The sequence below is a fragment of the Streptomyces sp. NPDC002825 genome, assembly GCF_040295385.1.
Lineage (GTDB): Bacteria > Actinomycetota > Actinomycetes > Streptomycetales > Streptomycetaceae > Streptomyces.
Map to the genome: position 1 here is coordinate 1 of NZ_JBEOVH010000047.1, position 16,149 is coordinate 16,149.

Genomic DNA, 16,149 nt, shown 5'->3' on the forward strand with positions numbered 1-16,149 from the left:
GGGCGTGCTGACGGGGGAAGGAGAGCCCGGCCGAGGGTGTGGCCGGCTGCTGCGAAGACAAGGTCATGCGGCTGAAACTAGCGCCGTGCGCCCCCTTCGTGCCTCCGTCCGCCGATCGATGCGGCCGCACGGATAGTTATGATCCGTAGCGCTAGGTGGGTATGCATCGGACTGGCATGCCCTCTGGCACATGCTGATCGACCGAACCGCTCGAATATCCGACCGAAGGTGGAGGTGAACCGCCGTGGCACTCTCGATCTCCGTGGTGGTGCTGCTGGCGATCGTCGTCTTCCTGCTGATCCGGAAATCCGGGCTGAAGGCTGGACATGCGGCGGTCTGCGCGCTCCTGGGCTTCTACCTGGCGAGCTCCTCCATCGCCCCGTCCATCAGCACCCTGACCACGAACGTGGCGGGCATGATCGGCGGCCTCAAGTTCTGAGCGGCCCGACCTCGTAGGGTGGGGGGCATGTCCGATCTCCCCGCCCGCCGTCTGCTGCTCGTGCACGCGCACCCGGACGACGAGTCGATCAACAACGGCGCCACCATGGCCAGGTACGCGGCCGAGGGCGCCCTCGTCACGCTCGTCACCTGCACGCTCGGCGAGGAGGGCGAGGTCATCCCGCCCGACCTCGCCCATCTGGCCCCCGACCGGGAGGACCGGCTCGGCCCGCACCGCGTCGGCGAACTCGCCGCCGCGATGACCGAGCTGGGCGTCACCGACCACCGCTTCCTCGGCGGCCCCGGGCGCTTCCGCGACTCCGGGATGATGGGCGCCGAGCAGAACAAGCGCGAAGGCGCCTTCTGGAACACCGACGTCGACGTCGCCGCGCCGCACCTCGTCGAGGTGATCCGCGAGACCCGCCCGCAGGTCCTGATCACCTATGACCCCGACGGCGGCTACGGCCACCCCGACCACATCCAGGCCCACCGGGTCGCCACCCGCGCCGCCGAACTCGCCGCCGACCCGGACTACCGGACCGACCTGGGACCGGCCCACACGATCGCCAAGATCTACTGGAACCGCGTCCCGCGCCCGGTCGCCGAGGCCGCCTTCGCCCGGCTCCGCGCCGAGGGCTCCGCCTTCCCGGCGATCGCCGCGATCGACGACGTCCCGGGCGTCGTCGACGAGGACCGGATCACCGCCGAGATCGCCGCCGACCCCGCGTACGCGGCCCGCAAGAGCGCCGCGATGGCCGCCCACGCCACCCAAGTCGCCGTCGACGGACCCTTCTTCGCCCTCTCCAACGACCTGGGCCAGCCGATCTTCACCACCGAGTACTACGAGCTCGTCCAGGGCACCTCGGGCGCCCCGGCGGGCGAGCGCGAGACGGACCTCTTCGCGGGGGTGACGACGTGAGCGACACCCCGGTCTCCCCGGCCGTCCGATACGTCGCGTACGCCCTCCTGCTGGTCCTCGGCGCCCTCGTCGGCACCGCCGGATCCCTCGTCCAAGCCGCCTGGTTCCCCTTCGGCCTGCTCCTCGCGCTCCTCGCCACCGCCGCCCTCTTCTACGGCGGGCTCCGCGCCACCGGCACCCAGGTCGGCGTCTTCGCGGCCGGCGGCGGCTGGCTCGTGACCGTCATCCTGCTCAGCCTCGGACGCCCGGAGGGCGACGGGGTGTTCGGCGGAGGCGGCGGCGAGCTGCTCTTCCTCTTCGGGGGCATGGCGCTCGCTGTGATGTGCGCCACGTTGCCCCGGCTGGCGCGACCGACCCCGTGAACAGGAGGACTTGAGACCGGGGACGCCCTGACTTCGGCCGGATTGCCCGTCGTCCGTCACCCGGGGGTCGGGTATGAGTCGGCGGCGTTCAGTATGGTGGTGCGCGCCGCCGAACCGCCCGGGTCAACACGAGCATCAGCAAGAGCGGGCGGTGGAGCCAACCGGGAGATCCTGCTTTGAGTCGTGAAACTGGTCGAGAGACTGACAGTTCGTCCTCCGGCGCCCAGGGGCGCGGTGGAGCCGCCTACCCCTCGGGTACCCCGCCATACGGATCCCGCCAGTATCCGTCGCTCCACCCCACGCAGGACGCGCCGGAGGAGACCCCCGGCGCGTCCGCGCCGCCGGAGGAGCCCAAGACCGAGACGACGCTGACGACCCGGATCCGGATCAACATCCCGGGTTCGCGTCCGATTCCGCCGGTCGTGGTCCGCAAGACGGTCAACGAGGCGTCCGCCCCCGACCCCGAGCCGGAGCCCGCTCCCGCCGTGGAGCCGGAGGCCGAGCCGGCGGCCGTGACCGCGCCGGAGCCGCAGCGCGCGGCCGAGGAGGCCGCCCAGGCGCCGCAGGCTCCGAAGGCGAAGGAGACGAGCGACTGGTTCGCCCCGCGCAAGGCGGCGGCCCCGGCGCCCGCACCCGCCCCCGCTCCGGCACCCGCGCCCGCCGCCAAGCCGGCCCCGGCGCCCACCGGACCGGACGCCCCGGGCACGGGCTTCGCGGGCTCGGCGACCTCGGGCGTCCCGACGGTCGGCACCACCCCGTCGAGCCGTCCGGTCACCGCGACCGCGCAGACGCCGCCGGGCAATCCGCTGTACGAGAGCGGGACGCCTGCGGGCGGAACCCCGATGTACGAGGGAACTCCTGCGGGCGGAACCCCCATGTACGACGGGACCCCCGCGGCCGGTACCCCGATGTACGACGGGACCCCCGCGGCCGGTACCCCGATGTACGACGGGACCCCCGCGGCCGGTACCCCCATGTACGACGGCACCCCGGCCGCCGGCACGCCCGCGTACCGCGGTCCGGGCGCCCAGGGCGGTCCGGCGGCGCCGACCGGCCCCACCACGGGCCCGGTCACCGGCACCGCCACCTTCGGCGGCGCCAAGACCGCCCCCCGGCCGCCCTTCGGCGGCGGCCCGGGCGCGGCGGGCTCCCCGTTCGCCACCCCCGGCGGCGGCGCGCCCCGCATGTCCGACGACACGGCGGTCCTGACGCCGCAGCAGCCGGCACCGGCGCCGCAGTCCGGCCCCGGCCAGGCCGACAACGGCGCGCACATCTCCGGGGACACGCTGACCAGCGGCATCCCCGTGGTCCCGCCGACGGCGGCCCGCCCGAACCTGACCCCGCGGATCGAGGAGCTCGCGACCCCGGCGCCCGCGCCGGCGCCGCGCCAGGCACCCCCGGCGAACCGGGCCCCGGCGAAGAAGGGCCGCTCCAAGCTGGTCCTCGTCGCGGCCGGAGTCGTCGGCCTCGCCGGCGTCGCGTACGGCGCCGGACTGCTCCTCAACCACTCCGACGTCCCGAAGGGCACCACGGTGCTGGGCGTGGACATCGGCGGCGGCACGAAGGAGGAGGCCGTCAACAAGCTGGACGCGGCGCTCGGCAAGCGGGCCACCGCCCCGCTCCAGCTCAGCGTCGGCGGCAAGAAGGTCCAGCTGGCCCCGGACAAGGCGGGCCTGGCGCTCGACAGCCAGGAGACGGTCCGCGCGGCGGCCGGCAGCGACTACAACCCGGTCTCGGTGATCGGCTCCCTCTTCGGCGGCGAGCGGGTCGCGAAGCCGGTCTTCCCGGTCGACGAGGAGAAGCTCGCGGTCGCGCTCACCGACCTGGCGGGCACGTCCGCGTCGGCGACGGAGGGCACGATCCTCTTCGCCCCGAACAAGGTGACCCCGGTCGAGGGCAAGCCCGGCAAGGGCCTGGACGTCCAGCGCTCGATGATCTCGGTACGGGACGCCTTCCGCGCCCAGGTCGAGACGGGCCAGAACAAGCTGGTCGAGCTGCCGGTCACCATGCGGCAGCCGACGATCACCAAGGCCGAGCTGGACCGGGCGATGAAGGAGTTCGCGACGCCCGCGATGTCCGGCCTGATCAGGATCAAGGCGGGCGGCAAGCAGATCGACTTCGGTCCGGCGCGTTCGCTGCCGCAGATCCTGTCGATGAAGGCGGTCGACGGCCGCCTGATCGAGGTCTACGACAAGAAGGCGATCGACCGGCTCCTCGACGGCGCCTTCGACGGCGTCATGATCACCAAGGGCGACGGCACGAAGCACCAGGTCTCCGCCGACGACGTGGCCTATGTGATGCGCGACGCCCTGAGGGGCAAGACCCTCGCGGAGCGCACGAAGACGATCGACCTCAGCGGCGAGGGCTAGAAAGCCCCGGGGCCTCGCGGCCGAGCCCCCCGTCCCTGGTGAGGGACGGGGGGCTCGCGCGTGCTCCGGGGGCGTCAGCGCATGTCGGCGGGGCGGGCCGTGCCCTCGAAGGGGAAGCGGCGCCGGAAGTCGTCGGCGGCGTCCTCCAGGGTGCAGAAGCTGACGCCGGCGTGCCCCGACACGTACTCGATGAACCGTTCCAGCATCAGCAGCACCTGCGGCCGGCCGCTCACGTCCGGGTGGAGGGTCACGGGGATCACCGCGTAGTCCAGCTCGCGGTGCACCCAGTCGAACTGGTCGCGCCAGTCCTGCTCCAGGGCCCGGGGGCTGACGTAGCCGTGGCTGTTGTGGGCGTGCTTGTTGAACATCATCGGCGGCAGGTCGTCGACGTACCAGTTGCCGCAGAACTCCACCAGGTCGACCTCGTGGCCGTGGACCAGCGGCTTCATCCAGTCCCTGGCCTCCTTCGAGTAGTCGATCTTCGTCCAGCTGTCGCCGACGCGGGCGTAGAAGGGCGTGAAGTCGCGGTAGTTCTGGCTGTGGTCGTACGAGAAGCCGTACTTGTGCAGGAGGGCCGCCGTGTGCGGGGACATCTCCCACCAGGGCGCCACGTAGCCGCGGGGCCTGCGGCCCGTGTACTCCTCGATCAGCTCGACCGAGCGGGCGAGGACGTCCTCCTCCTGCTGGGGGCTCATCGCGATCGGGTTCTCGTGCGAGTAGCCGTGCGCGCCGACCTCGTGGCCCGCCTCCACGACCATCCGGGTCTGCTCGGGGAAGGTCTCGATGGAGTGGCCGGGGATGAACCAGCTGGTCCGTATCCCGTACCGCTCGAACAGCTTGAGCAGGCGCGGGGTGCCGACCTCGCCCGCGAAGACACCGCGCTGGATGTCGTTGGGGGAGTCCTCGCCGCCGTAGCTGCCGAGCCAGCCGGCCACGGCGTCGACGTCGACGCCCAGGGCGATCCTGATGTCCTTGGTGGTCATGCGGCGTGAGCCTTTCCGTACGTGTCGAGCAGCTGGTGCACCTCGGCGATCGCGGCGGCCATGACGGCCCGGTCGGCCGCGTCCCACTCCCGCTCCGCGAGGCTGTGGGCGGAGATCCACCCGGTCATGTCGGTGTCGCGGACGACCGGCGCGAGCATCTGGGCACGCACGCCGTAGACGTCGATCAGCGCCTGCGGCGGCTTCGGGTCGTCCCGGAAGTGCGGCTGGACGAGCGGGAGGCGGTGCTCCTCCAGCCACTCGACCGTGTTGAGCCGGCGTTGGTCGAGGCCCGCGTCGCGTCGGATGGACCGCACGCCCGGGCCGAGCGCCTCGCCCGCGGTGAGGTCCACGTGCAGACCGTGTCCGGGCACGTCGAGCCGGAGGGTGGTGCGGTCGGCGCCGATGGCCGTCCGCAGCCCGGTGAGCGCCCGCTGGAAGCCGGCCCGCAGAGCGCCGGAGCGCAGCAGATCGCCGTGGCCTTCGAGGACCGGGTGCGCGCCGGCCAGGTCGAGCGCCTTCCACAGGGTGGCGGTGACGCTGTCGAAGACCGGTATGCCCAGGACGGCTTCGAGTCCGGCGGCCGCCCCCGCGCCGTACACGTTGGTGCACACGACGGCGACGGCGTGCGCGTCCCCGGCGCCGGCCTGCTCGATCTGCCGGGCCACCTCCGGCTCGGGGATCCGGGCGAAGGCCTCGTTGTCATGGACCCCGAACGGCTCGGCGAGCGAGCAGTCCAGGCCCTCGGCGGCGTACGTGGTGACGATCCGCTCGGCGACGTCCCGGGTGTAGGGGACGGCCAGCCCGAGCCGGGTCACGCCGTACGCGGCGCAGGCGTCGAGCAGCGCGAGCGTGGAGGTGGTGGCAGGGACGCCGGTCTCCGCGGTGATCGCGGCGGCGAGCCGCCGGTCGTGGTCGACGCCCAGCCAGGAGCCCGAGGTGCCGTTCCAGGCGATGACGTCGACGCGCGCGTCGGCGAGCTGCCGCGCGGCGGCGAGCATCGGCTCGGGGGCGAACTGGGCGTCGGAGCCGCCGTCGAGGGCGATCCGGGTGACGGGGACGCGGGCGAAGTGGGCGCTCGCGAGGTCCCCGGCACCGGCGAGGAGGCGGTAGGTGACCGGCTCCAGACAGGTGTTGGAGGACGGGGTGAGCATGCCGATACGGATCATCGGACGGCCAGCCTCCTGCTGTAGTCGATGACGAGGGACGAGACGGTGAAGAGGACGCCCGCGCCGACGAAGTAGAGCAGCGCCCAGGTGTACGAGCCGGTGCCGCCGACGATGTAGCCGACCGCGATCGGGGTGACGATGCCGGCGATGTTCCCGGAGAGGTTCATGGCGCCGCCGACGACTCCCGCGTTGGACCGGCCGGCCAGGATCGACGGCAGCGACCAGTAGAGGCCGGCCCAGCGCAGGAAGAACATGACGACGGAGAGCAGGGTGACGGCGGTGATCGGGTCCGGTACGAGGACCACGCCGAGCAGTCCGGCGACGACGGCCGCGCCCGCGACGCCCATCATCGTGCGCATCACGGTGTTGGCGCCCGCGCCGGTGGCCTTGCGCCGGTCGGAGATCCAGCCGCCGGTGAGCTCGCCGACGAAGCCCGCGCCGAAGATCACCAGGGTCGACCAGCCGATGGTCTTGATGTCGAAGCCCTTGGTCTCGGAGAGGTAGAGCGGGCCCCAGGTGAGCAGTCCGTAGAAGACGCCGTTGAAGCCCATCCAGCCCAGGCACATCGCCCAGAACGAGCGGTGCCTGAGGTACGGGCGCAGGCCCGTGCGCTCGTCGGCGGGGCCGGCCGCGTCCTCCTCGGCGTGGGCGCGCTCGATGTACGAGGCCTCGGCCTCGTCGACGCCGGGGTGCTCGCGCGGGGTGTTCCGGATGTACCAGGCGGCGAACAGGCCGATGACCACGGTGAGCAGACCGGCGACGACGAAGCTGATCCGCCAGCTGCCCGTCCAGGCGATCAGCGCGGAGATGATGACGCCGCCGAGGGCGGCGCCGAGCGGGGCGCCGCCGTCGAGGAGCACGGCGCCGCGGCCGCGTTCCTTCGCGGGCAGCCACTGGGCGTTGAGCTTGCCGCCCGCGGGCATGACGGGCGCCTCGACGGCGCCGAGGAGCAGCCGGTAGCCGAGCAGGGAGCCGGCGCCGGTGGCGGCGGCGGTGACGGCCTGGGCCACGCCCCAGCCGACGCAGGCGCCGGAGACCATCCGGCGGGGGCCGAAGCGGTCGGCGAGCCAGCCGGCGGGGATCTGCATCAGCGCGTACGTCCAGAAGAAGGCGCTGAGGACGAAGCCGGTGGTCTCCTTCGACAGCCCCAGGTCCTCGGTGATCAGGGGCAGGGCGACGGAGACGGAGCCCCGGTCGATGTAGTTGAGCGCGACGACGCCGAGAAGCAGGACGAACATCTTCCAGCGGACCCGGCTGGGACGGCCACCGGAGGGGGTGGCGGCCGTCGCCTGGGGGACGGTCTCGGGGACCGGTTGGGTACTCACGGGCAAACCCTCGATTCGCAGATCGCACAGGGTGAGACGTCGAAGCGCGGCGGGGCCCCGAGCCGCGTTTCGGTATACCAAAGCAGCGCACTGGGAGGGCGTCAAGCGTTTGGTATACCGTGACCGCATCGATACGGGGAGGGCGAATGACCGAGACCGAACCCGCCGTCACACCCGCGAACGGCGGGGGATGGCTCCGCGACCAGGTGTGCGAGGGGCTGCGGGACCGCATCATCGACGGACGGCTGCGACCGGGGGACCGGCTCGTCGAGCGCGACGTCGCCGAGGAGTTCGGCGTCTCCCGCGTCCCCGTGCGCGAGGCCATCCGCATCCTCATCGGCGAGGGCTTCCTGCACGCGCTCTCGCCGCGCCGGATCGTGGTCCGGGAGCTCTCCTGGCAGGACGTGGAGAACCTCTTCGACCTGCGCGAGGCCCTTGAGGTGCTGGCCGCGCGCCGGGCCGCGGAGCGCCGCACCGAGACGCAACTCGAAGAGTTGCGCGCCCTGTTGGAGGAGGCGCGCAAGGTGACCCCGGCCGGCAGGCCGGAGCGCGTCTCGCACGCCAACGCCGCCTTCCACCACCACATCGTGGAACTCGCGGGCAACGACATGCTCGCCTCGGCCCTCGGCTCCCTGGAGGGCCGGCTGCGCTGGCTCTTCCAGCAGATCGACGACCCCGGCCCCCTCTGGGAGGAGCACCGCACGCTGTACGAGGCGATCGCCGCGGGCGACGCCGACGCGGCGGCCGACTGCTCGCTCCGGCACATCCGCCACTACCGGGACGTGGCGCTCGGCCTCCTCTTCGACGGGGACGCCGAAAACGGTTCGCCGTCCCGGCCGGCCGTCCCCTAGGGTTCCTCGCAAGGGCGGGGCCGTAGCACAGAGGTAGTGCGCCGCGACAGCATCTCGGAGGACGCCGGTTCGAATCCGGCCGCCCCGCCCCCTCCGCCGGCCTTCACCGGCCGACCGCGTCTCAGTTGAGCATCGCCCGGGCCGCCTGCGCCCGCCGCCGGATCGCCGTCGCCGACTCCGGGTCCACCGCGTCCATCACCTGCGCGTACGCCTCCATCTCCACCGCACCCGTCAGGAACTCCCCGCGCTGGACGAGCACCTCCGCCCGCTCGTAGCGCAGCCTCGCCGGGTGCGAGGGGAGCAGCAGCGCGAGCTCCACCGCCCACAGGGCCACGTCGGAGCGCTCGGGACGGGGTGCGGCCCAGGCGCGGATGTTGTTGAGGATCCGCAGGACGATCGCCCCCGGCTCCGCGGGCCGCAGCATCGAGCGGTCGAGCGCCTCGCCCGTCGCGCTCGCCACCAGGAGCTCGGCGTCCGCGCCCGTCATGGCCCGCCCGCCCGCGAACGGATCGGCAAGGTTCAGGTCGGCCGGGTCGCCGAAGCCGACGACGAAATGACCGGGCAGCCCGAGCCCGTACACCGGCGCGCCGGCCCGGCGGGCGACCTCCATCCAGACGACGGAGAGCAGGATGGGCAGCCCCCGGCGCCGCCGCAGCACCTCGTGCAGCAGCGAGGACTCCAGACGCTCGTAGTCCGCGGGCACGCCCTCGAAGCCCTCGTGACGGCCGAGCAGCGCGGCGAGCTCGGCCGCCCAGTCGCCGGTGATCCGGGTCGCGTACGGGACGAGCCCGGCGAGCCGGTCGAGTTCGATCTCGGCCTCGTCGATCTCGCGCCGGGTGACCGAGGGGTCGGCCACGGCGCCGATCAGCAGACAGAGCCGCGCCAGGTCGGGGCGCTCGGACCGCGCCTCCTCGGCGAACTCCCGCCGCCAGTCGGACGCCTCGACCGGTGGTTCGTCCTCGCTCACGCCTCCGCCCATCGGTAGTGGTGGTAGTGGTGGTGGGGCGCGAAGCCCATGCCGTCGTACAGCGCCCGCGCGCCGCCGTTGTCCGACTCCACCTGGAGCCAGGCCGCCGACGCGCCCTCGTCGAGCGCCTGCCGGGCGAGCGCCGTCATGACGGACGTCGCCAGGCCCCGGCGCCGCTGCTCGGGGTCGACCTCGACCGCCATGAAGCCGGCCCAGCGGCCGTCGACCACACAGCGTCCGATCGCCGCCGGTACCTCCCCCGTGCCCGCGACGGACGCGAACCACACACTCGGGCCGGACGCGAGCACGGACCGGACGGCCGGGCTCGGCTCCTCGTCGCCGGAGAAGCGCTGGTAGCGGCGCAGCCACGGCTCGTCGACCGTCCGGGAGAGGCGCACGGCGGAGACGTCGGCGTCCAGGTCGCCGATCGGGGCGAGCGCCGCGATCCGCACCTCGGCGGAGACCTCCCGCCGCCAGCCGTGCCGGTCGAGGGCGGCGCACAGCAGCTCCTGGGTGCCCTCGGCGCCGGTCGCGGTCTGGACGTACGCGGGCAGCTTCCGGGCCGCGTACCACGCGCGCACGTGCGTGAGGGCCTCGGCGACCGGCAGCCCGGGATCACCGAGCGGCAGGACGGAGTTGGCCCGCCGGGTGAATCCGTCGGCGGCCCGCAGCGTCCACTCGCCCAGGGCCTCGCTCTCGACCGGCTGCCACGCGCGCGCGGTGGCCCGGGCGAGCTCCGGGAAGGTCGCCGAGGGGCCCCGGCGGCGGGCCGGGGCGGCCGGCACGACCTTCCCCGCGGCCAGCGCGGATTCCGCGATCCGGACGCTGTCACCGCTCTTTCGTGTGATCAGCAGCACACCGGCGTCCCATGATGTGAGAACCCCGACCGCGTCGGTGAACTTCCCGCCGGGTTCCGCCGAGTCCGTCACGTACCGAACGGAGACACGTTTTCCCACGTCAGCGCTGGTAATTCGCACTTCAAGGCGCCCTCCGCCGGTGATTTCCACAGCTTCTCCGCCCCTCCTGTTCGGATCGCCCTCAAGAACGGAGATACTAGGTGCGGGCATCGACGACGCCGCGCTCCCGCGCAGACCAGCCCTATCGAGGAGGAACGACAGCGTGACCTACGTCATCGCGCAGCCTTGTGTCGACGTCAAGGACAAGGCGTGCATCGAGGAGTGCCCCGTCGACTGCATCTACGAGGGCAAGCGGTCCTTGTACATCCACCCGGACGAGTGCGTCGACTGCGGGGCCTGTGAGCCGGTCTGTCCGGTAGAGGCGATCTTCTACGAGGACGACACCCCGGAGGAGTGGAAGGACTACTACAAGGCGAACGTCGAGTTCTTCGACGAGCTCGGTTCGCCCGGTGGTGCCTCCAAGCTCGGCGAGATCGAGCGCGACCACCCCTTCATCGCCGCCCTGCCGCCGCAGAACGGCTGATTCGTTCGCCCTCGGTCCCGTACGGCCTCGCCGCTGTACGGGACCGAAGCGTTTTCCGTACGCACTGAGGAAGTGAGCCAACCCGTGAGCGCAGTCTCTTCGCGCCTGCCCGTCTTCCCCTGGGACAAGCTGGAGCCGTACAAGAAGACGGCCGTGGCGCACCCGGACGGAATCGTGGACCTGTCCGTCGGCACGCCCGTCGACCCGGTCCCCGCGCTGATCCAGGAGGCCCTGGTCGCGGCCGCGGACTCGCCGGGCTATCCCACGGTGTGGGGGACGAAGGAGCTGCGGGACGCGCTCACCCGCTGGTGCGAGCGGCGCCTGGGCGCGGTCGGCTTCGCCCACGAGAACGTGCTGCCGGTGGTCGGCTCCAAGGAGCTCGTGGCCTGGCTGCCGACGCAGCTGGGGCTCGGCGCCGGTGACGCGGTGGCCTACCCGCGGCTGGCCTACCCGACGTACGAGGTGGGGGCGCGGCTCTGCGGCGCGACGCCCGTCGTCTACGACGACCCGGTCGCCGACCTCGACCCGGCCGCGGTCAGGCTGCTGTGGCTCAACTCGCCGTCCAACCCGACCGGCAAGGTCCTCGCGAAGGACGAGCTGATCCGGATCGTCGCCTGGGCGCGCGAGCACGGGATCCTCGTCTTCTCCGACGAGTGCTACCTGGAGCTGGGCTGGGAGGCCGACCCGGTCTCCGTCCTGCACCCGGACGTCTGCGGCGGTTCGTACGAGGGGATCGTCGCGGTCCACTCGCTGTCCAAGCGCTCCAACCTGGCCGGCTACCGGGCGGCGTTCATCGCGGGCGACGCGGCCGTCCTGGGCGAGCTGCTCCAGATCCGCAAGCACGGCGGCATGATGACCGCCGCGCCGGTGCAGGCGGCGACGGTCGCGGCGCTCGGCGACGACGCGCACGTGGCCGAGCAGCGGGAGCGGTACGCGGCCCGCCGGGCGGCGCTGCGGGCGGCCCTGGAGTCGCACGGCTTCCGCATCGAGCACAGCGAGGCGAGCCTCTACCTGTGGGCGACGCGCGACGAGCCGTGCTGGGAGACCGTGGCGTACCTGGCGGAGAAGGGCATCCTCGTGGCGCCCGGCGACTTCTACGGCGAGGCCGGGGAGCGGTTCGTGCGGGTGGCGTTCACGGCGACGGACGAGCGGGTCGAGGCCGCGGTCAAGCGCCTGGGCTGAGCCCGTGGAACGCCGGAGGGCCCGGGGAGCGTGTGCTCCCCGGGCCCTCCGGCGCGTCGCGGTGCGGGTCAGCCGCCGATGGGCAGGCCGCCCAGGGTCTGGCCGGTCGGCAGGCCGCCCAGGCCGCCGCCCAGGGCGCCGCCGGTGGGGGCCTCGGTGCTCTCGGCCGCGGCGCCGGCGGTCTGGCCGACGACCTCGCCCGTGCTGCCGGCCGTCTTGCCGACGACCTCCTGCGCGGCGGGGGTGGCGGTCTTGCCGGCCGTGCCGACGGTCTTGCCGGCGGCCGGGACGGCGGTGCCGACGGCCTTGCTGCCGGTCTCGCCGACCACGCCGGTCGCGGTCTGCGAGGCGGCGTCGACGGCGGTCCCCGCGCCGGCGGCGTCCAGGGCGGTCACGCCGCCGAGGGCCCCGGTCGGCGCGAGGCCCTGGTCCAGAGCGCTCGCGGAGCCGGCCGCACCGACCACGGGGGCTGCTCCGGCCGCGACGATGAGGGCGGCACGGGCGATCCGGCGGGTCAGGGAGAGGGACATGGTGCTCCTTCGACGGAGAGGACGATTACGCGGTGACAACCGGCCCTGGGGAGGGGGAGGTTGCGGCGGCCGAAGGTAAAGAGTTGGCAATGCGTCGTATTGTCGGGTGGGGAGGAAAACGGACGAACGCGTCATTGCGAGAGGCCCTGGCGAACCGTCACTTCCCTTGTGCCGCAAGGGATGCGAGGGGGAGGGGTGACGCCTGGGGAAAGCGGCGCGGGGACGGCGCGAATTTCCTCGCCGCCGACCCCGCCCGATGCCACGCCCGAGTGAACGACCGCACGCCTGCGCGACCGCGGGGCGGGCCGTGTGCGGAGGGATTCAGCGCCCCGGGCCCCGGGACGAGCCGCGGTGCGCGCCGCGCGTGCGCCGATTCGGGGGACCCGGCCACTGGACGAGCCGCACGCGGACCGATTCCGGGGACCGACTGCCGGGCCGGTCGTACGGGACCGAATCCCCGACCCGACTGTCGGGCCGGTCGTGCCCGGACCGATTCCCCGCCGCGGCTACTGGGCGTGTCGCACGCGGACCGATTCCGGGGACCGACTGCCGGGCCGGTCGTACGGGACCGAATCCCCGACCCGACTGTCGGGCCGGTCGTGCCCGAACCGATTCCCGCCGCGGCTACTGGGCAGGTCGTGCGCGGACCGATTCCGGGGTCCGGGCTACCGGCCCAGCCGCACCCGGACCGAATCCACGCCCCGGCTACTGGGCCAGTCGTACCCGGACCGAGGTGGCGGTGCCGGTGGTCGTGGACTTCGACCAGCCGCCGGCCGCCTCGCCCGCGCGCCAGACCCGGCCGCCGAACGACACCTCCGTGATGCGGAGCTCGTCCGCCCGGGCCACCGCCCACTGCGCCAGCTCCCAGCCGCGCCGCTCGTCCGAACCGGCCCCCGGCGCGCTGCCCGCGCCCGTCGCCGCCCGGACCGGGACCACGAGCACCGGCGGCTCCGCGGCCGAACGGCCCGCGCTCGGACCGCCCGTCACCACCTCCGGCGCCGCCTTCGCGCCGAAGGCCCGCACCAGCTCCCGGCGGACCTGCTCCGGATCGCCCGGCCGGCCCTTCACCTCGCTCGTCGTGCAGGTCAGCGCCGCCGGCGACCGGCCCGTCAGCGCCGCCGACAGCAGCGCCGCGTCCGGCTCGTGCTTCGCGTACGCCTGCGGGAAACCGCTCCGCTGCACCTTCTGCGCCGCCACCGTCAGCGGCATCCGCGAGTACCCCGGGACCTTCTCCAGACCCGCGTAGAACTTCCCCGCCGAGTACACCGGGTCCATGATCTGCTCCGCCGTCCCCCAGCCCTGCGAGGGCCGCTGCTGGAAGAGGCCGAGCGAGTCCCGGTCGCCGTGCTCGATGTTCCGCAGCGCCGACTCCTGCAGCGCGGTCGCGAGCGCGATCGTCACCGCCCGCTCCGGAAGCCCCCGCGTCGTGCCCACCGCCGAGATGGTCGCCGCGTTGGACGCCTGCTCCGGAGTGAACTCGTACCGGTTGTCCCCACTGCCCACACTGCACCGGGGCGCACCCGTGCTCCCCGTCAGCTGGTGGACGGCCACGTACGACGCGAGGCCGAGGAGCACGGCGAAGGCGGCCGCGGAACGGGCGAGGCGGCCGCGACGGCGGGGGCGGGTGGGCTCGGACACGGGGCCCACCGTACTGGAGGCCGCGTTAGGGTCGGCACATGGCAGACATCACCCCGCTCGACGGCTCCCTCGACCTCTCCCTGGACGGGGCCGCGCTCACCGCCGCCCTCGTCGACTTCCCGTCCGTCAGCGGGACCGAGCAGCCGCTCGCCGACGCGATCGAGGCGGCCCTGCGCGCCCTGCCGCACCTCACCGTCGACCGCCTCGGCAACAACGTCGTGGCCCGTACGAACCTCGGCCGCGCCGAGCGGGTCGTCCTCGCCGGCCACATCGACACCGTGCCGATCGCCGACAACGTGCCTTCGCGCCTCGACGAGGACGGCATCCTCTGGGGCTGCGGCACCTCCGACATGAAGTCCGGGGTCGCCGTCCAGCTGCGGATCGCCGCCACCGTCGCCGAGCCCAACCGCGACCTCACCTTCGTCTTCTACGACAACGAGGAGGTCGCCGCCGACCTCAACGGCCTCGGCAAGGTCGCCGCCGCGCACCCCGACTGGCTGGAGGGCGACTTCGCCGTCCTCCTCGAACCCTCCGACGGCCAGGTCGAGGGCGGCTGCCAGGGCACCCTGCGCGTCATTCTGCACACCGCGGGCGAGCGCGCCCACTCCGCGCGCGCGTGGATGGGCTCCAACGCCATCCACACCGCCGCCCCGATCCTCGCCCGCCTCGCCGCCTACGAGCCGCGCAAGCCCGTCATCGACGGCCTCCAGTACCACGAGGGCCTCAACGCCGTGAAGATCGAGGGCGGCGTCGCCACCAACGTCATCCCCGACGCCTGCTCCGTCACCGTCAACTACCGCTACGCCCCGGACCGCTCCCCGGCCGAGGCCCTGGCGTACGTCCGCGCGTTCTTCGACGGCATCGACATCGCCGAGTTCGTCGTCGACGACGAGAGCCCCGGCGCCCTGCCCGGCCTCTCCCACCCGGCGGCCGAGGCCTTCATGAAGGCCGTCGGCGGCAGCGCCCAGCCCAAGTTCGGCTGGACCGACGTCGCCCGCTTCAGCGCCCTCGGCGTCCCCGCGGTGAACTACGGACCCGGTGACCCGCTGTACGCGCACAAGCGCGACGAGCACGTCCACGTCGACCGCGTGCACCACTGTGAGGCGCGGCTCCGCGACTGGCTGACCGCCCGTCTCCCGTAATTTCGGATTTCGTCACCTCTGTGGACCTACCCTGACCCCACCAGAAGATCGTCGGTTCGACGGAGGGAGCAGGCCATGGGTATCCCCGAAGGGGAGACGAAGCCGGAGGAGCAGCGGCTGGGACCGGTGCTCAGGCGCAGGGACCAGGTCCAGCCGGGCACCACGGACCAGAGGCTGCTCGACACCGAGGGCGACTCGGAATGGGTGCACACCGACCCCTGGCGGGTCATGCGCATCCAGTCCGAGTTCGTCGAGGGCTTCGGCGCCCTCGCCGAACTGCCGAGCGCGATCAGCGTCTTCGGCTCGGCCCGCACGCACCCGGACTCCCCGGAGTACGAGGCGGGCGTACGGATCGGCCGGGCGCTCGTGGAGGCCGGCTTCGCGGTCATCACGGGCGGCGGCCCGGGCGCCATGGAGGCGGCCAACAAGGGGGCCAGGGAGGCCAAGGGCGTCTCGGTGGGCCTCGGCATCGAGCTCCCCTTCGAGCAGGGGCTCAACCCGCACGTCGACATCGGCGTGAACTTCCGCTACTTCTTCGTCCGCAAGACGATGTTCGTGAAGTACGCGCAGGGCTTCGTCGTCCTGCCCGGCGGCCTCGGCACCCTCGACGAGCTCTTCGAGGCCCTGACCCTGGTCCAGACCCGCAAGGTCACCCGCTTCCCGATCGTCCTCTTCGGCACCGCGTACTGGAAGGGCCTCGTCGAGTGGCTCCGCGACTCGGTCGTGGCGGGCGGCAAGGCCTCGGAACGCGACCTCCTCCTCTTCCACGTCACGGACGACGTGGAGGAAGCGGTCGCGCTCGTCACCAAGGAGGTCGGCCGGTAAGGCCCACGCGGT

General features: G+C 73.1%; 16 protein-coding genes and 1 tRNA gene. 10 read left to right on the forward strand and 7 right to left on the reverse strand.

Annotation, left to right across the window (positions count from 1 at the left end; translation table 11 throughout):
- Positions 1-244 precede the first annotated feature (244 nt).
- The 4 genes from ABT041_RS36380 (at position 245) to ABT041_RS36395 (ending at position 4,088) form a co-directional block, all read left to right on the forward strand.
- Positions 245-439: a hypothetical protein gene (locus ABT041_RS36380; RefSeq protein ID WP_015035959.1), complete on the forward strand. Its 195-nt coding sequence runs from the start codon at positions 245-247 to the stop codon at positions 437-439.
- A 27-nt stretch (positions 440-466) separates the two neighbouring features.
- Positions 467-1,357, forward strand: a complete 891-nt coding sequence (gene mshB / locus ABT041_RS36385; protein ID WP_351192736.1) for an N-acetyl-1-D-myo-inositol-2-amino-2-deoxy-alpha-D-glucopyranoside deacetylase — start codon at positions 467-469, stop codon at positions 1,355-1,357.
- On the forward strand, positions 1,354-1,719 hold the full coding sequence (locus tag ABT041_RS36390; RefSeq protein ID WP_351192739.1) for a DUF6113 family protein: 366 nt from the start codon (positions 1,354-1,356) through the stop codon (positions 1,717-1,719). Before mshB ends, ABT041_RS36390 begins: the two co-directional genes overlap by 4 nt.
- A gap of 176 nt (positions 1,720-1,895) precedes the next feature.
- Positions 1,896-4,088, forward strand: coding sequence for a peptidoglycan binding domain-containing protein (locus tag ABT041_RS36395; protein ID WP_502976688.1), 2,193 nt, complete (start codon positions 1,896-1,898; stop codon positions 4,086-4,088).
- Positions 4,089-4,162: 74 nt separating this feature from the next.
- Here ABT041_RS36395 and ABT041_RS36400 read toward each other — a convergent pair whose 3' ends face one another.
- Genes ABT041_RS36400 through ABT041_RS36410 form a run of 3 tightly spaced genes read right to left on the reverse strand, consistent with a single transcriptional unit; the run spans position 4,163 to position 7,562 of the window.
- Complete coding sequence (locus ABT041_RS36400; RefSeq protein WP_351192744.1) at positions 4,163-5,071, reverse strand: polysaccharide deacetylase family protein; 909 nt, start codon at positions 5,069-5,071, stop codon at positions 4,163-4,165.
- Entirely contained in the window at positions 5,068-6,237 is a 1,170-nt protein-coding gene (locus tag ABT041_RS36405; protein WP_351192747.1) for a maleate cis-trans isomerase family protein, read from the reverse strand. Before ABT041_RS36405 ends, ABT041_RS36400 begins: the two co-directional genes overlap by 4 nt.
- Entirely contained in the window at positions 6,234-7,562 is a 1,329-nt protein-coding gene (locus tag ABT041_RS36410) for an MFS transporter (RefSeq protein ID WP_351192750.1), read from the reverse strand. Before ABT041_RS36410 ends, ABT041_RS36405 begins: the two co-directional genes overlap by 4 nt.
- A gap of 146 nt (positions 7,563-7,708) precedes the next feature.
- On the opposite strand from ABT041_RS36410, the gene ABT041_RS36415 reads away from it, so the two are divergent.
- Complete coding sequence (locus tag ABT041_RS36415; protein ID WP_351192753.1) at positions 7,709-8,413, forward strand: GntR family transcriptional regulator; 705 nt, start codon at positions 7,709-7,711, stop codon at positions 8,411-8,413.
- A 14-nt stretch (positions 8,414-8,427) separates the two neighbouring features.
- Positions 8,428-8,502, forward strand: a tRNA-Leu gene (locus ABT041_RS36420).
- Positions 8,503-8,534: 32 nt separating this feature from the next.
- Here the strand turns inward: ABT041_RS36420 and ABT041_RS36425 are convergent.
- Together ABT041_RS36425 and ABT041_RS36430 are read right to left on the reverse strand one after the other, a co-directional pair.
- Positions 8,535-9,392 carry a transglutaminase family protein gene (locus ABT041_RS36425; RefSeq protein WP_351192756.1) on the reverse strand — a complete coding sequence of 286 codons (858 nt, stop codon included), beginning with the start codon at positions 9,390-9,392 and terminating at the stop codon, positions 8,535-8,537.
- Complete coding sequence (locus tag ABT041_RS36430) at positions 9,377-10,387, reverse strand: GNAT family N-acetyltransferase (RefSeq protein WP_351192759.1); 1,011 nt, start codon at positions 10,385-10,387, stop codon at positions 9,377-9,379. The genes ABT041_RS36425 and ABT041_RS36430 overlap by 16 nt, the downstream gene beginning before the upstream one ends.
- A gap of 112 nt (positions 10,388-10,499) precedes the next feature.
- Between ABT041_RS36430 and fdxA the strand changes: the two genes are divergently transcribed.
- Together fdxA and dapC are read left to right on the forward strand one after the other, a co-directional pair.
- Complete coding sequence (gene fdxA, locus ABT041_RS36435) at positions 10,500-10,820, forward strand: ferredoxin (RefSeq protein ID WP_015035968.1); 321 nt, start codon at positions 10,500-10,502, stop codon at positions 10,818-10,820.
- 84 nt (positions 10,821-10,904) lie between these two features.
- Positions 10,905-12,002: a succinyldiaminopimelate transaminase gene (gene dapC / locus ABT041_RS36440; protein WP_351192762.1), complete on the forward strand. Its 1,098-nt coding sequence runs from the start codon at positions 10,905-10,907 to the stop codon at positions 12,000-12,002.
- A 68-nt stretch (positions 12,003-12,070) separates the two neighbouring features.
- On the opposite strand, the gene ABT041_RS36445 is transcribed toward dapC, so the two are convergent.
- Both ABT041_RS36445 and ABT041_RS36450 read right to left on the reverse strand, forming a co-directional pair.
- Positions 12,071-12,532: an ATP-binding protein gene (locus ABT041_RS36445; protein ID WP_351192765.1), complete on the reverse strand. Its 462-nt coding sequence runs from the start codon at positions 12,530-12,532 to the stop codon at positions 12,071-12,073.
- 705 nt (positions 12,533-13,237) lie between these two features.
- On the reverse strand, positions 13,238-14,179 hold the full coding sequence (locus ABT041_RS36450; RefSeq protein ID WP_351192767.1) for a VldE C-terminal domain-containing protein: 942 nt from the start codon (positions 14,177-14,179) through the stop codon (positions 13,238-13,240).
- 29 nt (positions 14,180-14,208) lie between these two features.
- On the opposite strand from ABT041_RS36450, the gene dapE reads away from it, so the two are divergent.
- Both dapE and ABT041_RS36460 read left to right on the forward strand, forming a co-directional pair.
- Entirely contained in the window at positions 14,209-15,312 is a 1,104-nt protein-coding gene (gene dapE, locus ABT041_RS36455) for a succinyl-diaminopimelate desuccinylase (RefSeq protein ID WP_351192769.1), read from the forward strand.
- Between the two features lie 75 nt (positions 15,313-15,387).
- Positions 15,388-16,137, forward strand: a complete 750-nt coding sequence (locus ABT041_RS36460; RefSeq protein ID WP_351192772.1) for an LOG family protein — start codon at positions 15,388-15,390, stop codon at positions 16,135-16,137.
- Positions 16,138-16,149 lie beyond the last annotated feature (12 nt).